This window comes from Shouchella rhizosphaerae, from assembly GCF_036700015.1.
Lineage (GTDB): Bacteria > Bacillota > Bacilli > Bacillales > Bacillaceae_D > Shouchella > Shouchella rhizosphaerae.
Genome location: NZ_CP144921.1, coordinates 963,612 through 982,415, shown reverse-complemented (window position 1 = coordinate 982,415; position 18,804 = coordinate 963,612). Strand labels below are relative to the sequence as shown.

General features: G+C 44.5%; 21 protein-coding genes. 15 read left to right on the top strand and 6 right to left on the bottom strand.

Going from position 1 to position 18,804, the window contains the following annotated elements; genetic code table 11:
* The first annotated feature begins 7 nt into the window (after positions 1-7).
* Genes V5G21_RS05170 through V5G21_RS05160 form a run of 3 tightly spaced genes read left to right on the top strand, consistent with a single transcriptional unit; the run spans position 8 to position 3,960 of the window.
* Complete coding sequence (locus V5G21_RS05170) at positions 8-1,297, top strand: cytosine permease (RefSeq protein ID WP_011248154.1); 1,290 nt, start codon at positions 8-10, stop codon at positions 1,295-1,297.
* A gap of 21 nt (positions 1,298-1,318) precedes the next feature.
* On the top strand, positions 1,319-2,410 hold the full coding sequence (locus tag V5G21_RS05165) for a DUF917 domain-containing protein (RefSeq protein ID WP_338465297.1): 1,092 nt from the start codon (positions 1,319-1,321) through the stop codon (positions 2,408-2,410).
* Positions 2,407-3,960, top strand: coding sequence for a hydantoinase/oxoprolinase N-terminal domain-containing protein (locus tag V5G21_RS05160; RefSeq protein ID WP_011248152.1), 1,554 nt, complete (start codon positions 2,407-2,409; stop codon positions 3,958-3,960). Before V5G21_RS05165 ends, V5G21_RS05160 begins: the two co-directional genes overlap by 4 nt.
* Positions 3,961-4,054: 94 nt before the next feature.
* On the opposite strand, the gene V5G21_RS05155 is transcribed toward V5G21_RS05160, so the two are convergent.
* A complete protein-coding gene (locus V5G21_RS05155) occupies positions 4,055-4,258 on the bottom strand; it encodes a hypothetical protein (protein WP_011248151.1) in 204 nt (67 codons plus the stop codon).
* A gap of 112 nt (positions 4,259-4,370) precedes the next feature.
* Between V5G21_RS05155 and V5G21_RS05150 the strand changes: the two genes are divergently transcribed.
* Both V5G21_RS05150 and V5G21_RS05145 read left to right on the top strand, forming a co-directional pair.
* Entirely contained in the window at positions 4,371-5,021 is a 651-nt protein-coding gene (locus V5G21_RS05150) for an HD domain-containing protein (protein ID WP_011248150.1), read from the top strand.
* A gap of 229 nt (positions 5,022-5,250) precedes the next feature.
* The gene (locus V5G21_RS05145; protein WP_011248149.1) at positions 5,251-6,528 is read left to right on the top strand and encodes a histidine--tRNA ligase; all 1,278 of its coding nucleotides are present in this window, start codon (positions 5,251-5,253) and stop codon (positions 6,526-6,528) included.
* Positions 6,529-6,604: 76 nt separating this feature from the next.
* Here the strand turns inward: V5G21_RS05145 and V5G21_RS05140 are convergent, their stop codons facing one another.
* The 3 genes from V5G21_RS05140 to V5G21_RS05130 all read right to left on the bottom strand — a co-directional run bounded on the left by V5G21_RS05140 (position 6,605) and on the right by V5G21_RS05130 (position 7,968).
* Positions 6,605-7,153: a hypothetical protein gene (locus V5G21_RS05140; RefSeq protein ID WP_011248148.1), complete on the bottom strand. Its 549-nt coding sequence runs from the start codon at positions 7,151-7,153 to the stop codon at positions 6,605-6,607.
* Between the two features lie 119 nt (positions 7,154-7,272).
* Complete coding sequence (locus V5G21_RS05135) at positions 7,273-7,521, bottom strand: GlsB/YeaQ/YmgE family stress response membrane protein (RefSeq protein ID WP_011248147.1); 249 nt, start codon at positions 7,519-7,521, stop codon at positions 7,273-7,275.
* 288 nt (positions 7,522-7,809) lie between these two features.
* On the bottom strand, positions 7,810-7,968 hold the full coding sequence (locus V5G21_RS05130; protein WP_011248146.1) for a hypothetical protein: 159 nt from the start codon (positions 7,966-7,968) through the stop codon (positions 7,810-7,812).
* 244 nt (positions 7,969-8,212) lie between these two features.
* Between V5G21_RS05130 and V5G21_RS05125 the strand changes: the two genes are divergently transcribed.
* Complete coding sequence (locus tag V5G21_RS05125) at positions 8,213-8,722, top strand: GNAT family N-acetyltransferase (protein WP_095254934.1); 510 nt, start codon at positions 8,213-8,215, stop codon at positions 8,720-8,722.
* A 78-nt stretch (positions 8,723-8,800) separates the two neighbouring features.
* Here the strand turns inward: V5G21_RS05125 and V5G21_RS05120 are convergent, their stop codons facing one another.
* Positions 8,801-9,382, bottom strand: coding sequence for an XRE family transcriptional regulator (locus V5G21_RS05120; protein ID WP_338465296.1), 582 nt, complete (start codon positions 9,380-9,382; stop codon positions 8,801-8,803).
* A 93-nt stretch (positions 9,383-9,475) separates the two neighbouring features.
* On the opposite strand from V5G21_RS05120, the gene V5G21_RS05115 reads away from it, so the two are divergent.
* The 8 genes from V5G21_RS05115 to V5G21_RS05080 all read left to right on the top strand — a co-directional run bounded on the left by V5G21_RS05115 (position 9,476) and on the right by V5G21_RS05080 (position 17,041).
* The gene (locus V5G21_RS05115) at positions 9,476-10,168 is read left to right on the top strand and encodes an AzlC family ABC transporter permease (protein WP_338465295.1); all 693 of its coding nucleotides are present in this window, start codon (positions 9,476-9,478) and stop codon (positions 10,166-10,168) included.
* Entirely contained in the window at positions 10,158-10,481 is a 324-nt protein-coding gene (locus tag V5G21_RS05110; protein WP_011248141.1) for an AzlD domain-containing protein, read from the top strand. Before V5G21_RS05115 ends, V5G21_RS05110 begins: the two co-directional genes overlap by 11 nt.
* A gap of 175 nt (positions 10,482-10,656) precedes the next feature.
* The gene (locus tag V5G21_RS05105; RefSeq protein ID WP_338465294.1) at positions 10,657-11,952 is read left to right on the top strand and encodes an ABC transporter substrate-binding protein; all 1,296 of its coding nucleotides are present in this window, start codon (positions 10,657-10,659) and stop codon (positions 11,950-11,952) included.
* Positions 11,945-12,850 (top strand): carbohydrate ABC transporter permease, encoded by a 906-nt coding sequence (locus tag V5G21_RS05100; protein ID WP_035203001.1) that lies wholly within the window; start codon positions 11,945-11,947, stop codon positions 12,848-12,850. The genes V5G21_RS05105 and V5G21_RS05100 overlap by 8 nt, the downstream gene beginning before the upstream one ends.
* Positions 12,847-13,665, top strand: coding sequence for a carbohydrate ABC transporter permease (locus V5G21_RS05095; protein WP_095316262.1), 819 nt, complete (start codon positions 12,847-12,849; stop codon positions 13,663-13,665). Before V5G21_RS05100 ends, V5G21_RS05095 begins: the two co-directional genes overlap by 4 nt.
* A 204-nt stretch (positions 13,666-13,869) precedes the next feature.
* Positions 13,870-14,514: a pentapeptide repeat-containing protein gene (locus V5G21_RS05090; RefSeq protein WP_035202998.1), complete on the top strand. Its 645-nt coding sequence runs from the start codon at positions 13,870-13,872 to the stop codon at positions 14,512-14,514.
* 121 nt (positions 14,515-14,635) lie between these two features.
* A complete protein-coding gene (htpX, locus tag V5G21_RS05085) occupies positions 14,636-15,544 on the top strand; it encodes a protease HtpX (protein WP_035202996.1) in 909 nt (302 codons plus the stop codon).
* A 603-nt stretch (positions 15,545-16,147) separates the two neighbouring features.
* Positions 16,148-17,041 carry a DUF2268 domain-containing protein gene (locus tag V5G21_RS05080; RefSeq protein ID WP_095254931.1) on the top strand — a complete coding sequence of 298 codons (894 nt, stop codon included), beginning with the start codon at positions 16,148-16,150 and terminating at the stop codon, positions 17,039-17,041.
* A 274-nt stretch (positions 17,042-17,315) separates the two neighbouring features.
* Here V5G21_RS05080 and V5G21_RS05075 read toward each other — a convergent pair whose 3' ends face one another.
* Entirely contained in the window at positions 17,316-18,170 is an 855-nt protein-coding gene (locus V5G21_RS05075; RefSeq protein ID WP_095236631.1) for an N-acetylmuramoyl-L-alanine amidase, read from the bottom strand.
* A gap of 172 nt (positions 18,171-18,342) precedes the next feature.
* On the opposite strand from V5G21_RS05075, the gene V5G21_RS05070 reads away from it, so the two are divergent.
* Positions 18,343-18,738: a VOC family protein gene (locus V5G21_RS05070; protein ID WP_095236632.1), complete on the top strand. Its 396-nt coding sequence runs from the start codon at positions 18,343-18,345 to the stop codon at positions 18,736-18,738.
* The last annotated feature ends 66 nt before the right edge of the window (positions 18,739-18,804 follow it).

The window sequence follows — 18,804 nt, the reverse complement described above, 5'->3', positions numbered from 1 at the left end:
GCGAGAGATGGAAGAAGCATATAAAACAATCAATGACTTTGAAAGGGAGCCTGTGCCAAAAGAAGTGCGAAAAGGCTGGCTGCCGATGGCGACTGTTTGGTTTGCCATCGGCATCGATTTATCAGGCATGTTGTTAGGCGCACAACTTGGAGCGGGGATCCCATTTGTTGAGGCGTTGCTGGCAGTTGCCGTCGGCTCTCTTTTTCTTGGCGTGCTAGGCGCAATTTGTGCCAATATTGGCGCTGCAACCGGCCTGTCCACAACGATGATTTCCAATTTTGTTTTTGGCGCGGCTGGAGCAAAAGTGATTTCAGTCATTATATCAATTTCGATGATCGGATGGTTCGGCGTCCAAGCTGGATTTTTTGCCGAAAATACGGTATCTGTTGTTGAACATTTAACAGGCTGGGCCCTGCCCCTTCCGGTAGTTGCCTTTGTTGGCGGACTACTGATGATGACGACCGCATTTGCGTTTAGATGGTTCGAAAAGCTAACGAATTGGACAAGCCCACTGCTTGTTGTCTTAATTTTAGCAGCGTTGGTATTAGCATTTACGCAAAGAGATGCTAGCGCCGTGTTGGCACCAGTAGAAGCGAAGTTTTCATTCGGAGTCGCTGTTTCTTTAGTGGTAGGCATTTATGTACTTGGCACGATTCTTTCTCCTGATATTTCTAGATGGGCAAAATCAAAGAAAGATGCGATGATTGCTGCTTTCTTAGGCTTTTTCTTTGGAAATAGCTTTATGGTCGTTATTGCCGTGCTGTTGTCGAAATTGTTAAACACAGAAGATTTGGCGCAAGTATTTATCCTGCTTGGTTTAAGTTTACCGGCGTTAATTGTCCTTACTTTTTCCCAGTGGACGACGAATACAAATAATCTCTATTCTGCTTCTTTAAGCATGTCGGTGCTAATTCCAAAAGCAAAGCGTCCCGTGTTGACACTTGTAATGGGAATAGCCGCTTCGGCATTAGCGTTTATAGGCATATTTGACCACTTTATTACGTTTTTATCATTGATGACGATGTTAATCGCTCCAGTTGGAGGAGTGTATGCTGCTGAATATTATGTTGTCGACAAACAGAAATTCTCGTTTCAAGCCCTTCACAGCCGTAAGCTGATCGGCCGTTCGCTGGCCGTATGGCTAGTCACGTCATTGTTTTGTTGGCTGACAACGCCGGCGCCAGATGGGTTGGGCCTGCTCGTTTTCACAACCATTCCAGCACTTGATGGCTTTATCGTCGCATTTGTTTTGCAAGCGCTAATTGGAAAAGCTGTGTTCGCACGCAAGAACAGATAAACAGGAAAAGGAGAACAAAGTATGAGATGGCTAACGGAAGAATCGATTGAACATATCGCCTTGGGGGCGGCCGTTCTAGGTACTGGAGGAGGGGGAGATCCATACCTAGGTAAATTGATGGCGCTTGAGGCGATCAAAACATATGGACCGATTAAGTTGCTGTCGATTGAAGAATTGGCAGACGATGCCTTAATTGTGCCTCTATCGATGATGGGTTCACCGACGATAGGCGTTGAAAAAATTCCTTCGATTGAAGAATTGGTGGCTCCACTTGAAAAAATCGAGGAGACGCTTGGCCAAAAAGCAGCTGCCTTGATGCCAATTGAGGTCGGAGGCGTCAATTCACTTGTGCCTGTACTAGCTGCTGCGGCAAAAGGTTTGCCTCTTGTGGACGCAGACGCGATGGGGCGTGCTTTTCCAGAGAGTCAAATGGTCACTTTTTACTTGGATGGCCATTCGGCTGATCCGACCGTGTTAGCTGATGAAAAAGGCAATACGGTTGTGATTACGCCAAAGGACGGCCACTGGGGCGAAAAGCTTGCCCGGGCCATCACTGTGCAAATGGGTGGGTCTAGTACGGTGTGCGACTATGCACTTCCTGGTTCTGTTGTAAAAAAGAGCGCCATTCCAGGCACGTTGACAAAATCAGAAGAAATAGGGCGGCTGTTGCTTCATAAAAGCGGAGATGGCACACATCCGATTAAACGGCTGCTTGCCGTCCTTAACGGCTACGAGCTGTTAACTGGCAAACTTACTGACATCCAGCGCACACTAACGGGCGGTTTTACTCGGGGAATTTGTGAAGTCGAAGGCATCCATGACGATGCAGGACGGATGGTTACACTCCATTTTCAAAATGAACAATTGTTAGCGACAGAAGGGGAAAAACCACTGGCCATGACGCCTGATTTGATTGCGATCCTTGATGTTGAAACGGGGCAGCCCATTACGACTGAAGGATTGCGCTACGGCATGCGGGTGACGGTCATTGCATTTCCGTGCGACCCGAAATGGCGTACAAAGAAAGGTATTGAAACGGCAGGACCTCGTTATTTTGGCTATCCTGTCGAGTATGAGCCTGTAGAAAAGTTGCAGGAAGGTGGAGGCAAATGAGCTATCGGATTGGAATTGATGTAGGCGGCACAAACACAGATGCCGTCCTACTTGATCACACATTGCACGTAATAGCGAAAGCAAAACAGCCAACTACTGAGGATGTCATGACTGGTATTTGGAAAGTGTTAACTGCCATTCTAGAGGAATCAGCTATATCGCCTGGCGAAATTGGCTATGCAATGCTTGGCACTACCCATTGCACAAATGCCATTGTTGAGCGGAAACAGCTAAATAAAGTTGGCATCATTCGCCTTTGCAAACCGGCAGCAACGGCTGTGCCCCCTTTAGCGGCTTGGCCTGATGACTTAAAAGCGGCAGTGGGCGAGCACCACTATTTAGTAGCTGGCGGGTATGAGTACGATGGCGCGTTGATTTCAGAACTAGACGAAAATGAAATCCGTTCTGCACTGGAGGATATGAAAGAAAACGTTAAATCCATTGCGGTTACAGGCATATTTTCGCCAGCCCGAGCCGAGCAAGAACTGAAAGTAGCGCGCCTTGCCCATGATATCATGCCTGGCGTGCCGATTTCGCTGTCCCATCAAATTGGCAGCATTGGTTTGTTGGAACGGGAGAATGCAACGATTTTAAATGCAGCACTGCAAACGACGATACGTACCGTCGTTTCCGGGTTCCGTGAAGCACTTAGCAAACTTGGCATCCCTGCGCAAATCTTTATTGGCCAAAATGACGGCACATTAATGGAAGCCGATTATGCAATCCGTTACCCGATTTTGACAATTGGCTGCGGGCCAACGAATTCGATTCGCGGGGCCTCGTTTTTGTCTGGTTTAAAAGACGCCCTTGTTCTAGACATCGGTGGAACGACTTCTGATATCGGTGTTCTATCAAATGGGTTTCCACGCCAGTCAGCCATTGCCGTTGATGTCGGCGGCATCCGCACCAACTTCCGCATGCCGGACATTCTCTCAGTTGGCTTAGGAGGCGGAACAATTATCCGTACAGACGAACAGGGCGCAATCACGGTTGGCCCTGATTCAGTCGGTTATCGTTTATTACAAGAAGCGCGCTCTTTTGGAGGCGAGACATTGACAGCAACGGATGTGGTGTTAGCTGTGACAGACAAAACGATTGCTGGCGCTGATACAAGCGATTTAGACAGCGACGCCTGTCAACAGGCGTACAAACAAATGATCGAAAAGCTTGAGGTTGCGATTGACCAAATGAAAACGTCAAAAGAGCCTGTTCCTGTCATTTTAACAGGCGGTGGCAGCATTCTAGTCAACAGTCGATTAACGGGGGCTTCAGAAGTAATAAAGCCAGACCATCATGATGTCGCAAATGCAATTGGGGCTGCATTGGGGACTATTTCCGGCGAAGCGGAAAACATCTATGCGTTGGAAGGGCGGACGTATGAAGATGCAGTCGAAGAAGCAAAACAAAATGCAATTGGGAATGCGGTCGAGGCAGGAGCGGTTCCGGACACAGTCAAAATTGTCTCTGTTGAGGACGTCCCACTTGCATACATGCCAGGAAACTCCGTTTTTATTAAAGTAAAGGCAGTCGGAGAGCTGGATACAAAATAAAGCCCACTTGGTCACTAGCGAACGAAGTGAAATTCACATTTAACCGGTATATGAGCCAGTGCCATCGTGCACTGGCTCATCTGCCTACATGTCGTTATTGTTTCTCGTCATCTTGTTTTTCCAATCGGTCTAGTTTGGCCAACACTTGATCCAGTTTTTTGTCGATATCTTCAATTTCTGGGCCAAAGCCTTGGCGCATTTCTAGTTCTCGTAAACGAGAGCGGCTCTCAAGATACTTGGTAATGACTGGTACTAAAATTGCGGCAAGGGGGATGAGTATCCACCATGGAATTGTCATTGTTTCGCCTCCTCATAAAACACAGTTGACTTAGTTACGGGTGGTAGCTAGTAAAAGATTCGGTTACTTGATAAAATAGGAAAAATTGTGCTACATCCATGAGGAGGCCATTATGGGGGAACAGGAAAAAAAGCAAACAGTTAAATCAACGGCTGATTGGGTGAGGGACCAATTATTAACAGAGTCAACGGGCCATGATTGGTACCATATTGAGCGCGTCACAGAAATGGCTAAAGCGATTGCCGCAGAAGAGGGCGCTGACCTGTTTGTGGTAGAAATGGCAGCACTGCTTCATGATTTAGCAGACGACAAACTTGTGGCGAGTGAAGAGGAAGGCATACAGGAAATCAATAACTGGCTTGTAGATAGGTCAGTGGAAAAAGCCGATTCAGCTCATATTATTGAAATCATTGAGACGATTTCTTTTAGCAAAGGCAAGCCGTTGCGTACGTTAGAAGCAAAAGTCGTCCAAGATGCAGACCGCCTTGATGCGATTGGTGCAATCGGCATTGCCCGTACGTTCCAATATGCAGGCGCAAAAGGGCATGTTCTATATGACCCAAAAGCAAACGTGCGGACAGAGATGACGAAAGCCGAATATCGGAGTGGACAGGGATCAGCCATTCACCATTTTTATGAAAAACTGCTTTTGTTGAAAGACCGAATGAATACACATACAGGTAAGAAACTGGCTGAATCACGGCACGCGTTTATGGAACAGTTTTTAAAACGCTTTTATGCAGAATGGGATGGAAACGGCTAAGAAAGGTCTTTTCAGCAACGTGTATTTATGTTAGTGTGTTTGTACTAGGAGAGATGCCGTATGTTTTCCACTGTCGCTAATCAAAACAAACAACATCATATGAATTAGCCTTGCTAGTTGATTTTTAAAAAATCATACATAGGAAGGCTATTTTGCATAACCGCATGGATTCGTTTTGAAAGTTGGATCCCATGCGGTTTTTTTGTTTTAAAAAAAGGAGGCAAATTAAATGAAGAAATGGGATTATCAAAATGTACGTGGCACACAGGATTATTTGCCTGAGGATGAAAGTGTCCGTGTTTGGCTGCGCAGAGAGCTGGAAGAAGTGTTTCAGCAGTATGGATGCAAGCCAATGGAAACGCCAATGATCAATTATACCGACTTGCTTGCTTCAAAATACGGCGGAGGGGCAGAAATTAAAAAAGAAATGTATACGTTGACAGATCGCGGCAAACGAGCATTGGCGCTCCGCTATGATTTAACAATTCCGTTTGCAAAAGTTATGGCGATGAATCCGGACATTCGCAAGCCGTTTAAACGCTACGAGATCGGCAAAGTGTTTCGAGATGGCCCGATTAAAGCAGGGCGTTTCCGTGAGTTTACTCAGTGCGATGTTGACGTAGCTGGTGTCGATTCTCCATTGGCAGAAGCAGAACTATTAGAGATGGCGACCGAAGTGTTCCGGCGGATCGGGCTAAACATGACCATCCAGTACAATAATCGCAAGCTGCTGACAGGGATGTTGGACATTTGCGGAGTTAGCAAAGATCAACATAGTGCTGTTATATTGATACTTGATAAACGAGAAAAAATCGGTGATAAACAAGTGGTAAACGAATTAAAGGAAATGGGCGTTGACGGGAAAGCGATTAGCAAAATTGCACAATGGTTAAAGCAAATGAGCCAAAGTGGAATTGTCGATTTTGCCACTGACCGTCCCACTACACCGATAATGGCTGAAGGGATAGCGGAGCTGCAAGAGTTAGAAGAAGCGCTTCGCTACTTAAACATTGATAGCCAATGTACGTTTAATCCTTTTTTAGCTAGAGGCCTTGAAATTTATACAGGCACTGTATATGAATTGTTTTTGACAGAGGGGGCGATCCAATCAAGTGTGGGCAGCGGCGGCCGTTATGACCAAGCGATCAGCGGTTTAACTGGCGAGGAACAGCCTATGCCGACAGTCGGGATCTCGTTTGGCATTGATGTCATTTACACAGCTTTAAAGATGGAGGGGCGTATTAACCAAAAGCCGTTACTCGATTACTACGTTATTCCATTGCAGAAACAAAAAGAAGCGCTTGCTGTCGCTTCTTCGTTGCGGAAACAAGGCTTTCGTGTAGACGTAGAGTTCAAAAACAAAAAACTTACTAAAGCGCTGGATAGAGCAAACAAAGAAAAGATTCCATTTGTGATTCTTATTGGAGAAGAGGAAGTGGCTTCGGGCCGTTATAAGCTTAAAAACATGGAGACTGGCGCCGAACAACACGTTCCTTTCTCTTTTTAAAAACACTGGTTGCCGTTGCTTTTGTTCGGTTTCGCTATAAAAATCTTTGCTGGGGGATTGGCATCGGTGCTCGGCTTTACCCGGTCCCTTTCCCTTCTTTTGATCCCTTCCTGTTGCTTTGCTGTCTGTTCGTCTGCTCCCGTTCCTTTAAATAATCAGAGCGTTCACCATAATAGAGTAAATCGAAAATGGCACGCCCATTGGTCGGTTGCCCATCAGGCAAATAAACAGGGATCACATCGAAAAAGACAAAATAGAAAATGTAGAATAAAAATGTTTGGAAAAACATATTGTTTGGCAAAACCTCAGCAGCAATAAAGGCATTGATTGAAAAGCCAACTATGATACATGTCAGGATTGGCGACGCATACATAAAGCCATGCCAAAAACGTCTGTTTGTTTTTAGTTCGTCGTACTCCATCCAACTGTACATGAAAAAATAGCGGCGGACTTCAATCGTAGACAAGGAAAAAAGTTTAGGGCCGTTACCAATGACTAGTTTTTTCTTGGTAGCGCCAAGGAGAATGGCTACGAGGTAATAGCCTGATTCACGAATAATGGTCGCCAGAGGCAAAATGATCAGCACCGACATCAAAAGTTGCAGGAAGTCGGACAAGCCAAACATAGACAGTCCTCCTTTCATATAGATCCATACCCGTTTTCATCCAGATTGAACGTCCGACTTTCGCTAATTGAAAAAAACGCGGTGAACACACTTGGCGTTCACCGCGTTTGATCTTGTCTTTATTTTCTGAAGAGGCGAAGGATAAGACTAACAATCGCCACTAAGATGATAGCGCCTAATAACGCTGGCAAAATCGCAAAGTTGCCAAGCGTAGGGCCCCAACTACCAAAAATGGCAGCTCCGATATTTGCGCCAATAAAGCCGGCAATAATGTTGCCGATAATACCGAATGGTATGTCTCTTCCTGTAATGGCTCCAGCTGCCCAGCCAATTAAACCACCGACAATTAAGTTCCAAATAATACTCATGCGATTCACTCCAATCATTAGCAGTACGGTTTTAGTATTCCCGGCTTTTTAAAAATAAAACCTATGCTATCATGAAAAGAAGCAAGGCTGGGCGGCATCGATAAAGAATGGACGACAACGAGGAAACATATATGGTAGTTGGAAACGCTTTCTCAAAAAGGCGAGACACGTCAGGGCTATCGTTTAGTCGCGTTGTGAAAGATAAACGGTGCAGAGGAAGGCGATAAAGCTGTCTTGCCTGCCACCATTGTGAAAACGCGTATACGATTACATGTTCAAGTGATGAATTCATGGGCAAAACTGGGAGGAATAAGGCATCTCTTTCTTTTCCTCTTTCGCCATCATTTCTTGGAGCAATATGCTTTCTTGTGCGGTCAATTCGCGGCATAGGCGTTTTTCAAAATCCTGTTTTAAGGCGAGAAAACGTGCTGCTAAATCTTCAGACATAATGGAACCCCTTTTCTCATAGCCGTGTTCCTCTCCTATTTTACCATTAACAAAGTGTTAAGACAATTAGTGAACGAAAGCTTTTAAGAAAGAGAAGGGCCCAATTAAGAAAAAAGATGCCTAAAGTATAAGCCGCGATACGAGAAAACTCGCTGTAAAGATTGTTTCGATGTCTCTATGCCGATTCATGCACGGTGCCCATGAGGCAAGCTTTGTCTGTAGCAAAACTTAAAAAGGAGGAACTATGCAAATTCGTGCTGCTTGTAAAAACGATATAGAAGGAATCGCCAAAGTCCATGTAGACAGTTGGCAAGAAACGTATAAAGGCATCATTCCAGATCAGTTCTTAGAAAGCCTCACGTACGAATCAAGGGAAAAAGGATGGAAAGAGCTTGTTGCTGATCCAAGGCAAGATATTTTAGTGGTGGAAAATAACGAGGGTAAGATCGTTGGTTTTGTTAGTGGCGCGATACAGGAAGACAAACGCCCTCTTGTCGGGGAATTGAAGGCGATTTATTTGTTGAAAAAAGACTGCGGGAAAGGGATTGGTCGGCAGTTAGTTAGGCTGCTTTTCAGCCGATTGAAGGCAAAAGGCTGTGAAACGATATATGTGGAAGTCCTTGCCGAAAATGATGCTTGCCGTTTTTATGAAAAACTCAACGCGAAATGGCATGCAACGACTTCAATTGCCATTGCCGGCAAACTTCTGCGCTTATATGTGTATAAATGGGAGAGCGCCGATTTGGAGATTTAGTGCTCTTTTTTTATGGAGTGTTCATGCATATGCAACTAACCTGAAGCTGGCCAGATGATTGATGGCCAGCTTTTGGCGTTAAAGAAGGGAGTAAGAAATGAGAAAATGGAGCACAGCTGTCTCTTTTCCTAGATTGATGTAAGCATGAGGGCGGTCGCCTTTGAAATGGATCGAGTCATAGGCTGACAAATGGTGGCTTTCCCCCTCGACTTCAATCGTCAGTTGTCCAGCCATAACCGTTACCGTTTCGACTACGCCAAGGCGGTGCGCTTCTGATTCATAGCGGCATTGAGGCTGCAAATAACCACGATAGCATTCCATCAGCCCTTGTGAGCGAAACAACGGCTCAACGATGAACTCGTCATTTGAGCTGGAGAGTTTCATCGCCTTGTTGGCCCGAGCGATAGCCACATCAGCTTCAAATGAGAGCAAGGCAGTAATCGGAATATGAAGGCCGTTGGCGATTTTCCAAATGACAGATAGAGTCGGGTTGCCTTCCCCTTGTTCAATTTTTAGCAATGTCAGTTTGCTAACACCAATTTGTTTGGCAAGTGCCTCGATGCTTATTCCTTTGCTTGTCCGCAATTGCCGTAGGTTTTTCCCAATTTGTTTGCCGGCTTCTTGATTTTCGGCAAGCTCTTCTTTCGCCAATTGGATCACTCCTTTCTCAAACATGTAATAGATAACGAATGAATAATATGGTATATTATAATATACCATATTGTAATTTTAAATATACATGGGGGTGTGACAATGGTTGGCCGAAAACAAATAACGCAAGCAGCGATCACCGAAGCGTTTCCTCTTGCGCTTGCAATTGCTGCGTACGGCATTTCTTATGGAGTGCTTGCTACGCAAGGTGGGTTTACATTCGGGCAAACAGTGACGATGTCGATGTTTGTTTTTTCCGGATCGGCGCAACTAGTAACAGCTGGTATGATGACAGGCGGCGCAAGTGCGATCAGCATACTAGCTGCAGTGTTGCTATTAAATCTACGCAATTTGTTATATGGCGCTGCCTTAGCCAACACGGTATCATTAGCAGGAAAATGGCGCTTTGCTCTTGCTTTTGGTGTGTCAGACGAACCGTTTGTGCTTGCAAGCGCCAGGGAACAAAAACATGGGCCGGACCCTTTTTATTTTGCGATCGTGTTTGTTTGCTTTTACTTGTCTTGGGTATTTGCTTCTTTGGCTGGCGCACTTCTCGGCGCCCAAGTCGATCCACTCACCTGGGGGCTCGATTTCGTTTTTCCTGTAACGTTTACAGCATTGCTTGTCCCTTCGTTAAAGGGCCGTCCAGCGATTGCCACAGCCCTTGCGGCGATTGGCATTTGCCTGCTGTTCCACTATTCTGGCTTCCGCGAAGAACTAATCGTGATTGCGGCGGGCATGCTCGCTCCCCTCGCAGGGCTAATGGCTGGGGGGAGGAAGAGCGATGGACAATAACTGGCCGTTAATTATAGGAATCGCTGTCATTACTTATCTGTCTCGCATTGCTGGCATCGAACTGATGGCCAAGCGTCCGTTGCCGCCAAAATTACAAACGTTTTTTCGTTATGTCCCTATTGCGATGATGGCAGCGTTAATTGCCAACCAAATCGTTTCCTCAGAAGTCGGACGGATGAGCCTGTCTTATCCAATGCTATTTGGTTGTATTGCTTGTGCCGTTGTTCTTCAATTGAGGAAGCGCTTTTTGCTTGCAGTCGTGGCTGGCGTCCTAGTCGGGATGGCTGCCCGTTATCTGCTACATCATTTATAGCATCCAAATTTTGCTTTTGCAAAGCATTAGGTAAGCGCCATCGTTTCAGGCACTGGAGGCTTCATAACGGATGCTTAATTCCTTTTTAAAAAAGGACAACATTTGACGGCCATAATTGAAAGCGTTATCATCGTGGTGCAACTTTCTTATTATTTACCAAAAAGGAGTGGACGCCATGCAGAGAATAGTCATGCCGCTAGGAATGGCTTTACTGATTGCTCTAGGAGGATGCAGTCAGGAGACAGACCAGGCGGTGGATAAGCCTTCAGAAGAAATCACTGTCTGGGCTTGGAATTTAGAAGCGGAATATTTAAAAGATATCGTCCCAGCTTTTGAAGAAAAGTATCCTGATATTAAGGTAAATGTGTTAAAGTTGAGCGCTGACCAAGTTTACCAACGGCTGACGACAGGGCTGGCTGCAGGAATAGAAAGCCAATTGCCTGACTTGGTCCAGGTCGAAAACCAGCGCATTGATTTGTATATGGACCGGTTTCGTGAAAGTTTTGTCGATTTATCAGAAATGGGCTTTGATGAACATCGCGATAAATTTGTTGAAGGAAAAATCGCGCCATTAATGAACGAGGATGACGGCGTCATGGCGTTTCCCCGGGATATAGGACCGATGGCTGTCTTTTATCGCGCTGATTTGTTTGAAGAAGCAGGCATTGACCCAGCCGACATAAAAACATGGAATGATTATGTAGAAGCGGGCGTGACCATGCGTGAACAAACGGGGACGCTGATGACAGGCATCCAGCTTAATCACGACACGTCGTTTTACCGTGCGATGCTCCAGCAGCATGAACTGTTCTATTTTGACTTAGAAGGCAATGTTGCTGCCAATACCGAGGCGGCGCACCGCTCAATGGAAATGCTCAAAAAAATGGACGACGCAGGTATTTTGCTTCATGCTGCTACAGCAGAAGAAATTAACGCAGCCATTAAAAACGACGCGGTCGCTTCGGTCATAAGTGGTTCTTGGCAAAAGGGAATCATTGAGGCTCAAATGCCTGAGCAAGAAGGGTTATGGCGGGTCATGAAAATGCCTGCTTTTGTAGAAGATGGTTTGACCGCTGCTAATGACGGTGGTTCCAACTTGGCGATCACATCGGTGTCAAGCAACAAAGAGGCGGCCTATTTATTTGGCGAATTTGCTTCTGTCGATGTCGAAAATCAGCTTTATGGCGCAATGGAATACGGAGCTTATCCTGCCTTAATAGATGCGATTGAGCGGCCTGAACTGGATGAGGGCATCCCGTTTTACGGTGGGCAAAAAATCTTTTCGATTTTTGCGGAAGAGGCGGTTGATTTGCCTGTTGTCAATTTTACAAGCGACTTTTTACGTGCCAGGGAAACGTATAACGATGCGATCGGGCGTGTCGTCCTCCAAGATGTGCCTGTTGAGGAAGCGCTTGAGACAGCAGCCAACAGGCTTGAAGCCAGCACAGGACGGGGGGCTAGCAATGAGTAATCCAGCATTGTCAAAAGGAACAAAGCACATAAAAGGGAAAAAGGCATCAACAGGACTAGCGCCTTATGTTTTCATTGCGCCCGCTGCGATTTTGTTTATCATCTTTACCGGCTACCCGGTTATTTACTCGTTTGTGCTCAGTTTTACGGTAAACGAGAACGGCGTTAACACGTTTGCTGGTCTTAGCAATTACATTCGCTTGTTCCAAGATAGTTTGTTTTATGAAGCGCTTTTTAATACGTTTATTATTTTGCTTGTACAAGTGCCTGTAATGATTTGTATGGCCGTTATACTGGCGAACGTGCTCCACAGTGGTATCCGCCGTTTTAAAGGGCCTCTCCGCGTAGCGTTTTTTACGCCGACAGTCACATCGTTAGTAGCGACAGCGGTTATTTTTCTGCTGATTTTAAACCAAGACTTCGGCATCATCAACTATGTGCTAACAAGTGTCGGTATAGAGCGGATCCCTTGGCTAAACGATCCGTTTTGGGCCAAAGTATCTGTCATTCTTACGATTCTTTGGCGGTGGACCGGTTATAATATGGTAATTATTCTTGCTGGGCTGCAAGTCATTCCGAAAGACCTGTATGAAGCCGCCGAAATAGATGGGGCAAGCACCATAAAAAAGTTCTTCTCGATTACCGTTCCCCAATTGAAACCGGTGCTTTTGTTTGCTTTTGTCATGTCGACGATCGGAACATTCCAACTGTTTGATGAAGTGTTTATTTTGACTGGAGGCGGTCCGATAAATGCAACGATGACGGTGACGATGTATTTATACGAAAATGGCTTTGAGTATTTTGACTTTGGCTATGCATCAGCAATTGCCTACGTCATTGTCATTATTATTGCCTTCTTGTCCTTCATCCAGTTTAAAGTGGCAGGTGATCGTGAATGAAATGGATCGGAAAACTAGGCAAATATGTAGTGCTGGCAGCTGGCTTGTTTATTACGCTTGGACCATTCTACTGGATGGTTGTAGGAGCGACCAATTCATCTGGGGCATTGCTATCGGTGCCACCGAACGTGATACCAGGGACACATTTGCTAGAAAACGCACGCAATCTCTTAAACAACATCGATATGTTCCGAGCCTTGTGGAACTCGATTTTCATAACGGTCACATTTACAGTTATCGCTGGGCTGTTTAGTGCAGCGGCAGGGTATGCATTTGCCAAATATGAATTTAAAGGCAAGAATGCTATATTTTCGATGTTTCTTGTATCAATGATGATTCCGTATCAAGCATTGATCATCCCGCAATTCGAGCTGTTTGCGCGAATGGGTATCCTTAATTCCTATAGCGCGATCATCCTGCCCCAGCTTGCCTATCCGTTTGCGATCTTTTTAATGCGGCAAAGCATGAAGTCGATCCCTGATTCGGTACTGGAATCGGCACGAATCGACGGGTGCGGCGAGTACCGGATGTTTTTCCAAATCGCGTTGCCGACGATGTTGCCTGCCATTGGCGCTGTAGGTATTTTCTTGTTCACCCATCAATGGAACAACTTTCTGTGGCCTTTAGTCGTCATTGTCACTGAAGATATGTATACGCTACCAATCGTCTTGTCGATTTTAGGCGGACAAGACAACTTGGATTATGGCCAACTTATGCTCGCCGCTACTATTTCTGTTTTGCCGATTTTTATCATGTTCTTGTTTTTGCAACGGTACTTCATTGCAGGAATATCAAGTGGGGCTGTAAAAGAGTAACTTATAGAAGCAAGCGGGGATTCGGGGAACGGGTGCCCGCTTTTTTGAAGCGCTTTGCCGAAAAAGTCGATGGTGTATTCACGGAACGAACGTTCTATTTATGATATGCTGAACAGAACATAAGGAGATGGTAGCCAAAATGTCGAATTTAGTACAAGGCCCGTAGGAGCTTAATTCCCAGCTACGCAAAAAGGAGTGAGCAAAATGCCAATGAAGTTAAAAGCGCCGACTTTGCCGGTGCAGTTTGAGGAAAGTGACTTTGCAACACAACTTGAAGAAGAAGAACCGTTTTTAATGAATAGGGCCTTTAATGGGGAAGAAAAGGCTGCTTTGCACGTAGAGAAACTAACCGTTTCGAAATCGATCGTTAAGCAAAGCAAATTTTTACATAGTGCTTTCCCAAAAGCCGATTTTACAGATGTTGTGTTCGAACGGTGTGATTTTTCCAATTGTACGTTTCATGGGGCAATTTTTCATCGTGTCCAATTTATAGGCTGCAAATTGACTGGGGCAGCCTTTTCTGAAGCGAATCTTGGCCATGTGGCGTTTCAAGATTGCTTAGTAAATTTAACAGATTTTGTTGAAGCCCGTTTAAAACATGTCGCTTTTCGCCAGTGTTCCCTGGAAGCGGCCAACTTTTCCGATTGCCTGTTAAAGCCAGTCGAACTGAATGAATGCAGTATTGACGACATTCATTTTGGGCAAACACTGTTAGACGGGTTGGACATAAGTACGTGTACATACAACCGCATTCAAACGTCTCTTGCGCAACTGGATGGCCTTACCATCTCAAAAGCGCAAGCAGTTGGATTTGCGAAATTGCTTGGCTTAAAAATCAAAGACGAGTAGGTGGGAGAAATGCTCAGAAAAAGGAGCACAGCGCAAAAAAACGCCTAATTGGCTCTTTAGTTTGCTTACAATCACTGGTACACTAAAAAGGTCAAATGAATTTTAATGTTGGAGGGGTAGAATGGGGAAACGTATCCTTTTGTTTATCGGGACAAATATCTTGGTCTTGACGACAATTATGGTCGTTTGGACGTTGGTTACATCGTTTACAGGCATAGACGGTTCGTTTGTAAGCAGCAGTGGCGCAATTCAATTTGTTCCGATCCTAATCTTTAGTCTCATTGTCGGGTTCTCAGGCTCGTTTATTTCGCTAGCGATGTCGCGCTGGATTGCGAAAAAAATGATGAAAGTCCAGGTGCTTGATCCAGATGGGCCGCTCAATGCTGAACAGAAAGCGATTGTTGAAAAAGTGCACCGTTTGTCGAGGGCGGCAGGGCTGACACATATGCCGGAAGTCGGGATTTACCAATCGGCGGAAGTCAATGCTTTTGCAACAGGCCCATCTAAAAAACGTTCTCTTGTCGCCGTATCCACTGGCTTGTTAGACGTGATGGATGACGATGCAGTCGAAGGGGTCATCGCCCATGAAGTCGCCCACGTCGCCAATGGAGATATGGTGACGATGACGTTGCTGCAAGGGATTGTGAACACATTTGTTGTCTTTTTGTCCCGTGTTTTAGCGATCGTTGTCTCACGGTTTGTGAAGCCTGAACTTCAGTTTATTGTGCAATTCCTGGCCATTATTATATTGCAAATCTTGTTCTCTATCCTTGGCAGCCTTGTTGTCAACGCATACTCACGTTATCGTGAATATCACGCAGACAGAGGCGGCGCTGATTTGGCTGGGAAAGATAAAATGGTTCATGCCTTACAGGCGCTAAAAAATTATGTGGACCGAGCGAAAGCCAATGACCACACAGATGATACAGCTGTACAGACGATGAAAATTAGTGGCGGTAACTCCATGCTAAAACTATTTTCAACACACCCTGATTTAAATGACCGAATCGCCCGTCTACAAGAGCGGTAGGTGAAAAAAGCCCATTTGGGCTTTTTTATTTATCGGTATTCGATTATCGTATAGAATTACCTAATATTAACCATAAACCGGATGACAGGATGAAATCCGATAGAAACCTCTCCTCATTCAAAACTTGTCTAAACCCCATTTATATAAAAATAATATGCGTTAACGATTGACGTTTACGTTGCGTAATGCTTTATAGTAGCAGCTGAAGGAGGTGCAAAAAAGGTGGATATGAAAAAACGATTAAACCTATGGTTTGAGGAGAAAGAGGTCGGCAACTGTTGAGGAGATCAACCTGTCAACAAAATGAAGTCTAAATTAGAGAGCATGACTAAAGATGAACATAAATATTTATCTGAAAAGTGGGAAAACATTTTTGGTAAACTTGGGAATCCTTCGTAAATCTCCCAAGTCTAAAGAAGGACAAACAACCATTCAAGAATGGCATGACTTTTTAAATGAAACCCTGATGCCTTTTGTGGATTGGGTCAACTCTATATGAACGATTTACCAAAAACATTGATCAATATAGTTATCGATTAGCTCATTTTACGAGCGAGCAATGAACGTCTATTTAGATAATCAAAAATAACAAAGGTGGTAGCAATGAAAATAGTCATTGAAAATACAATCGAGCAATATGAAAAGTTGTTCTCTATGAAGGAAGAAAAAGAAAACTACTTTCGATACTCCATGATGGCGCCTTTCGAAAAAATGTGGAATGCCATTAATGTTCCTTTAAAAGCCAATCAACCAAATGGATATGACGTAATCATGGCTACAAAAATGCTTGGGTATCTTGATATAACGGAAACCGAAATGGGAAAGGGCGCGTTAGAGCATTTAAGGGAGGTTCAAGCTCTTCAAACGGCATATGATACCTTGAATCACTGTGTAGAGTTTATACAGGAGAATAAGTTAAAAATAACTACTGACGAATTGAAATTTGGAATGTATATAGCTGATCCGAAAAAGCTCGAATTACAAAAAGGTTATTGTGGCTTTGGGGGAATTCCAGGATTTATTCAAGTCTCAATTTTCCCTAGCTCCTATAATGTTCCTAAAATCCCTGCTGTGATTGCCCATGAATTTCATCATAATCTCCGTTTTTCTTATTTTGATTGGGATCATGGGAACGTTACAGTTGGAGATTACCTAATTATAGAGGGTTTAGCAGAGTCATTTGCAAAAGAGCTTTATGGAGAAGACCTTTTAGGTCCTTGGGTTACTTCTTTTGATAAAGAGGACTTAGAATACTCAACTGAAATAATAAAAGATGCATTAACTGTTAAAGGATTTGCAGAGGTCAGCAGTTATATGTTTGGCGACACCATTGCAAAAGAACAGGGGTATCAACCTGTTGGGTTATCACCATTTGCGGGATATGCAGTAGGATACCAAGCAGTACAGTCCTTCATGAAAGCCAATAATGTGGGGATAGGAGAAGCTACCTTACTAAGTGCAGAGGAAATACTAAACAATTGTGGACTGTTTTCCTAACTATGAATGGTTTAACAGCAATTCCTAAATTCTTATTGGAAAATAATTGATACCATAAAGGAAATGAAATAATGACTCCCAATATGCTTTAACCTACCAAGTTTTAAGATTCTTGATGAATATGATGATATGAATATTTACTTCCTGGCCTATTGGGATACTTTCAACAATGTTAATAGGACGCATTTGTCCGATGAAGTCGACGACAACGATGACACACTGCACTGAGTAGTCCGTTGATTGTTATTGTCGCCGACACAGCAGTATACGGGTACTAGCCATCGATAACGCTGTTCGCAATCGCTTCTGCCACTGTTTGTCGATAATTGGCATCCGCAAGTTGGCTCGCGTCGTCAGCATTCGACACAAACCCTGTTTCCACCAGAATAGCTGGCATGGTTGTATGGCTAATGACATAAAAGCTTTCCTCAAAAATGCCACGGTCGGTTCGATCTGTGTGTTCAACTAATTGGTTTTGGACATTAGCGGCCATATGCTTGCCTGCTGCACTTCCCGGGAAATAATAAGTTTCGACACCATTTGCAGCTGGGTTAGAGAACCCATTTGCATGTATGCTAATAAACTGGTCAGCTCCCCAAGCGTTTGCCATTGCTGTTCTCTCTTCTAAGCTGACAAATACATCTTCGTCTCGTGTCATCAATACGGCAAAGCCAGCATTTTCTAAAATATCACGTGTTCGTTTACCGATATCCAATACAATTTCTTTTTCCATTAAACCGTTCGCTACAGCTCCGCTATCTTTCCCCCCGTGCCCAGGGTCCAACACAATCCGTTCATTGTTTAACGGGACACTGTCATGTTTGGCGCTGCTCCGGTCGACAGGTTCTCCATCGTGATTGGTAATATAATGAAGGCTGATATAACCACTGCCGTCGACTAGCTCGCCCCAGCCATCGCCGTTGTCGGTATACGCCACTTGTTCGCCAGGTGTCAGCGATCCGACAACTTCGTGGCTCGTGCTCGGTCCGCTACGGACATTTAAAGAAGTTTGTGTATCGACTTCTCCTGTTTTTGCTGCTATTGCATGCACATCTTCAGAAATCACAACTGAAGAAAGCGCGAATACGATAAAAAAGAAAAGACAAAGTGTCATTTGATTGCATTTCATAAAAAATACCTCCTTTCTAAGTCACCCTGCCTTAGCAGTCTAGCCATCTAGTAGAAAAAATAAACAGATTCATAGAAAGAAAGCGCAGGAAGTTGGCTAAAAATACGCTTTTTATGGGTAAAACAGCGCGTATCGGGCAGAATGAAAAAATAAAGGAAAGGGAAGAGTGCCCATGGAACCATCATTGCGAATGATTACATTGCCTGTCTGCAACTTAAAACGGGCACTAAGTTTTTATGAAAAGGCATTGCCGTTTCAACCAGTAAAAAAGACAATTCAGCCAGATACTACGCATGTGGCGCTCAAAGTAAAAGATGGCCTAGGCCTTGTCCTCATGCTTAGATCGGAAGTTTCCCGAATTTACGGCATAACCGAAAAAGCGAACAATAGCACGATTTTAACGATGGCCTGCGAGTCAGATGAAGAAGTCGATGCTGCTTTTGCCAATGTCGCCGCAACCTCTGCACACTTCATTCACCCGCTCCAGCGCGATGAATGGTGTTACTCATTTGTTTTTTCAGATCCAGACGGAAACTTATGGGAAGTGATTCATATAGAGCACCTTTAGCCCGCTAAGCAAGCGGGCTTTTTTTGTGGAGTGAAGATAGAAAAAACACGGCCAATGGCCGTGTAT

What these genes read in the sequence shown, in the direction of transcription:
- V5G21_RS05170 (WP_011248154.1), top strand. Translation starts at nt 8, where the DNA reads ATGGAAGAAGCATATAAAACAATCAATGACTTTGAAAGGGAGCCTGTG.
- V5G21_RS05165 (WP_338465297.1), top strand. Translation starts at nt 1,319, where the DNA reads ATGAGATGGCTAACGGAAGAATCGATTGAACATATCGCCTTGGGGGCG.
- V5G21_RS05160 (WP_011248152.1), top strand. Translation starts at nt 2,407, where the DNA reads ATGAGCTATCGGATTGGAATTGATGTAGGCGGCACAAACACAGATGCC.
- V5G21_RS05155 (WP_011248151.1), bottom strand. Translation starts at nt 4,258, where the DNA reads ATGACAATTCCATGGTGGATACTCATCCCCCTTGCCGCAATTTTAGTA.
- V5G21_RS05150 (WP_011248150.1), top strand. Translation starts at nt 4,371, where the DNA reads ATGGGGGAACAGGAAAAAAAGCAAACAGTTAAATCAACGGCTGATTGG.
- V5G21_RS05145 (WP_011248149.1), top strand. Translation starts at nt 5,251, where the DNA reads ATGAAGAAATGGGATTATCAAAATGTACGTGGCACACAGGATTATTTG.
- V5G21_RS05140 (WP_011248148.1), bottom strand. Translation starts at nt 7,153, where the DNA reads ATGTTTGGCTTGTCCGACTTCCTGCAACTTTTGATGTCGGTGCTGATC.
- V5G21_RS05135 (WP_011248147.1), bottom strand. Translation starts at nt 7,521, where the DNA reads ATGAGTATTATTTGGAACTTAATTGTCGGTGGTTTAATTGGCTGGGCA.
- V5G21_RS05130 (WP_011248146.1), bottom strand. Translation starts at nt 7,968, where the DNA reads ATGTCTGAAGATTTAGCAGCACGTTTTCTCGCCTTAAAACAGGATTTT.
- V5G21_RS05125 (WP_095254934.1), top strand. Translation starts at nt 8,213, where the DNA reads ATGCAAATTCGTGCTGCTTGTAAAAACGATATAGAAGGAATCGCCAAA.
- V5G21_RS05115 (WP_338465295.1), top strand. Translation starts at nt 9,476, where the DNA reads ATGGTTGGCCGAAAACAAATAACGCAAGCAGCGATCACCGAAGCGTTT.
- V5G21_RS05110 (WP_011248141.1), top strand. Translation starts at nt 10,158, where the DNA reads ATGGACAATAACTGGCCGTTAATTATAGGAATCGCTGTCATTACTTAT.
- V5G21_RS05105 (WP_338465294.1), top strand. Translation starts at nt 10,657, where the DNA reads ATGCAGAGAATAGTCATGCCGCTAGGAATGGCTTTACTGATTGCTCTA.
- V5G21_RS05100 (WP_035203001.1), top strand. Translation starts at nt 11,945, where the DNA reads ATGAGTAATCCAGCATTGTCAAAAGGAACAAAGCACATAAAAGGGAAA.
- V5G21_RS05095 (WP_095316262.1), top strand. Translation starts at nt 12,847, where the DNA reads ATGAAATGGATCGGAAAACTAGGCAAATATGTAGTGCTGGCAGCTGGC.
- V5G21_RS05090 (WP_035202998.1), top strand. Translation starts at nt 13,870, where the DNA reads ATGCCAATGAAGTTAAAAGCGCCGACTTTGCCGGTGCAGTTTGAGGAA.
- htpX (WP_035202996.1), top strand. Translation starts at nt 14,636, where the DNA reads ATGGGGAAACGTATCCTTTTGTTTATCGGGACAAATATCTTGGTCTTG.
- V5G21_RS05080 (WP_095254931.1), top strand. Translation starts at nt 16,148, where the DNA reads ATGAAAATAGTCATTGAAAATACAATCGAGCAATATGAAAAGTTGTTC.
- V5G21_RS05075 (WP_095236631.1), bottom strand. Translation starts at nt 18,170, where the DNA reads ATGAAATGCAATCAAATGACACTTTGTCTTTTCTTTTTTATCGTATTC.
- V5G21_RS05070 (WP_095236632.1), top strand. Translation starts at nt 18,343, where the DNA reads ATGGAACCATCATTGCGAATGATTACATTGCCTGTCTGCAACTTAAAA.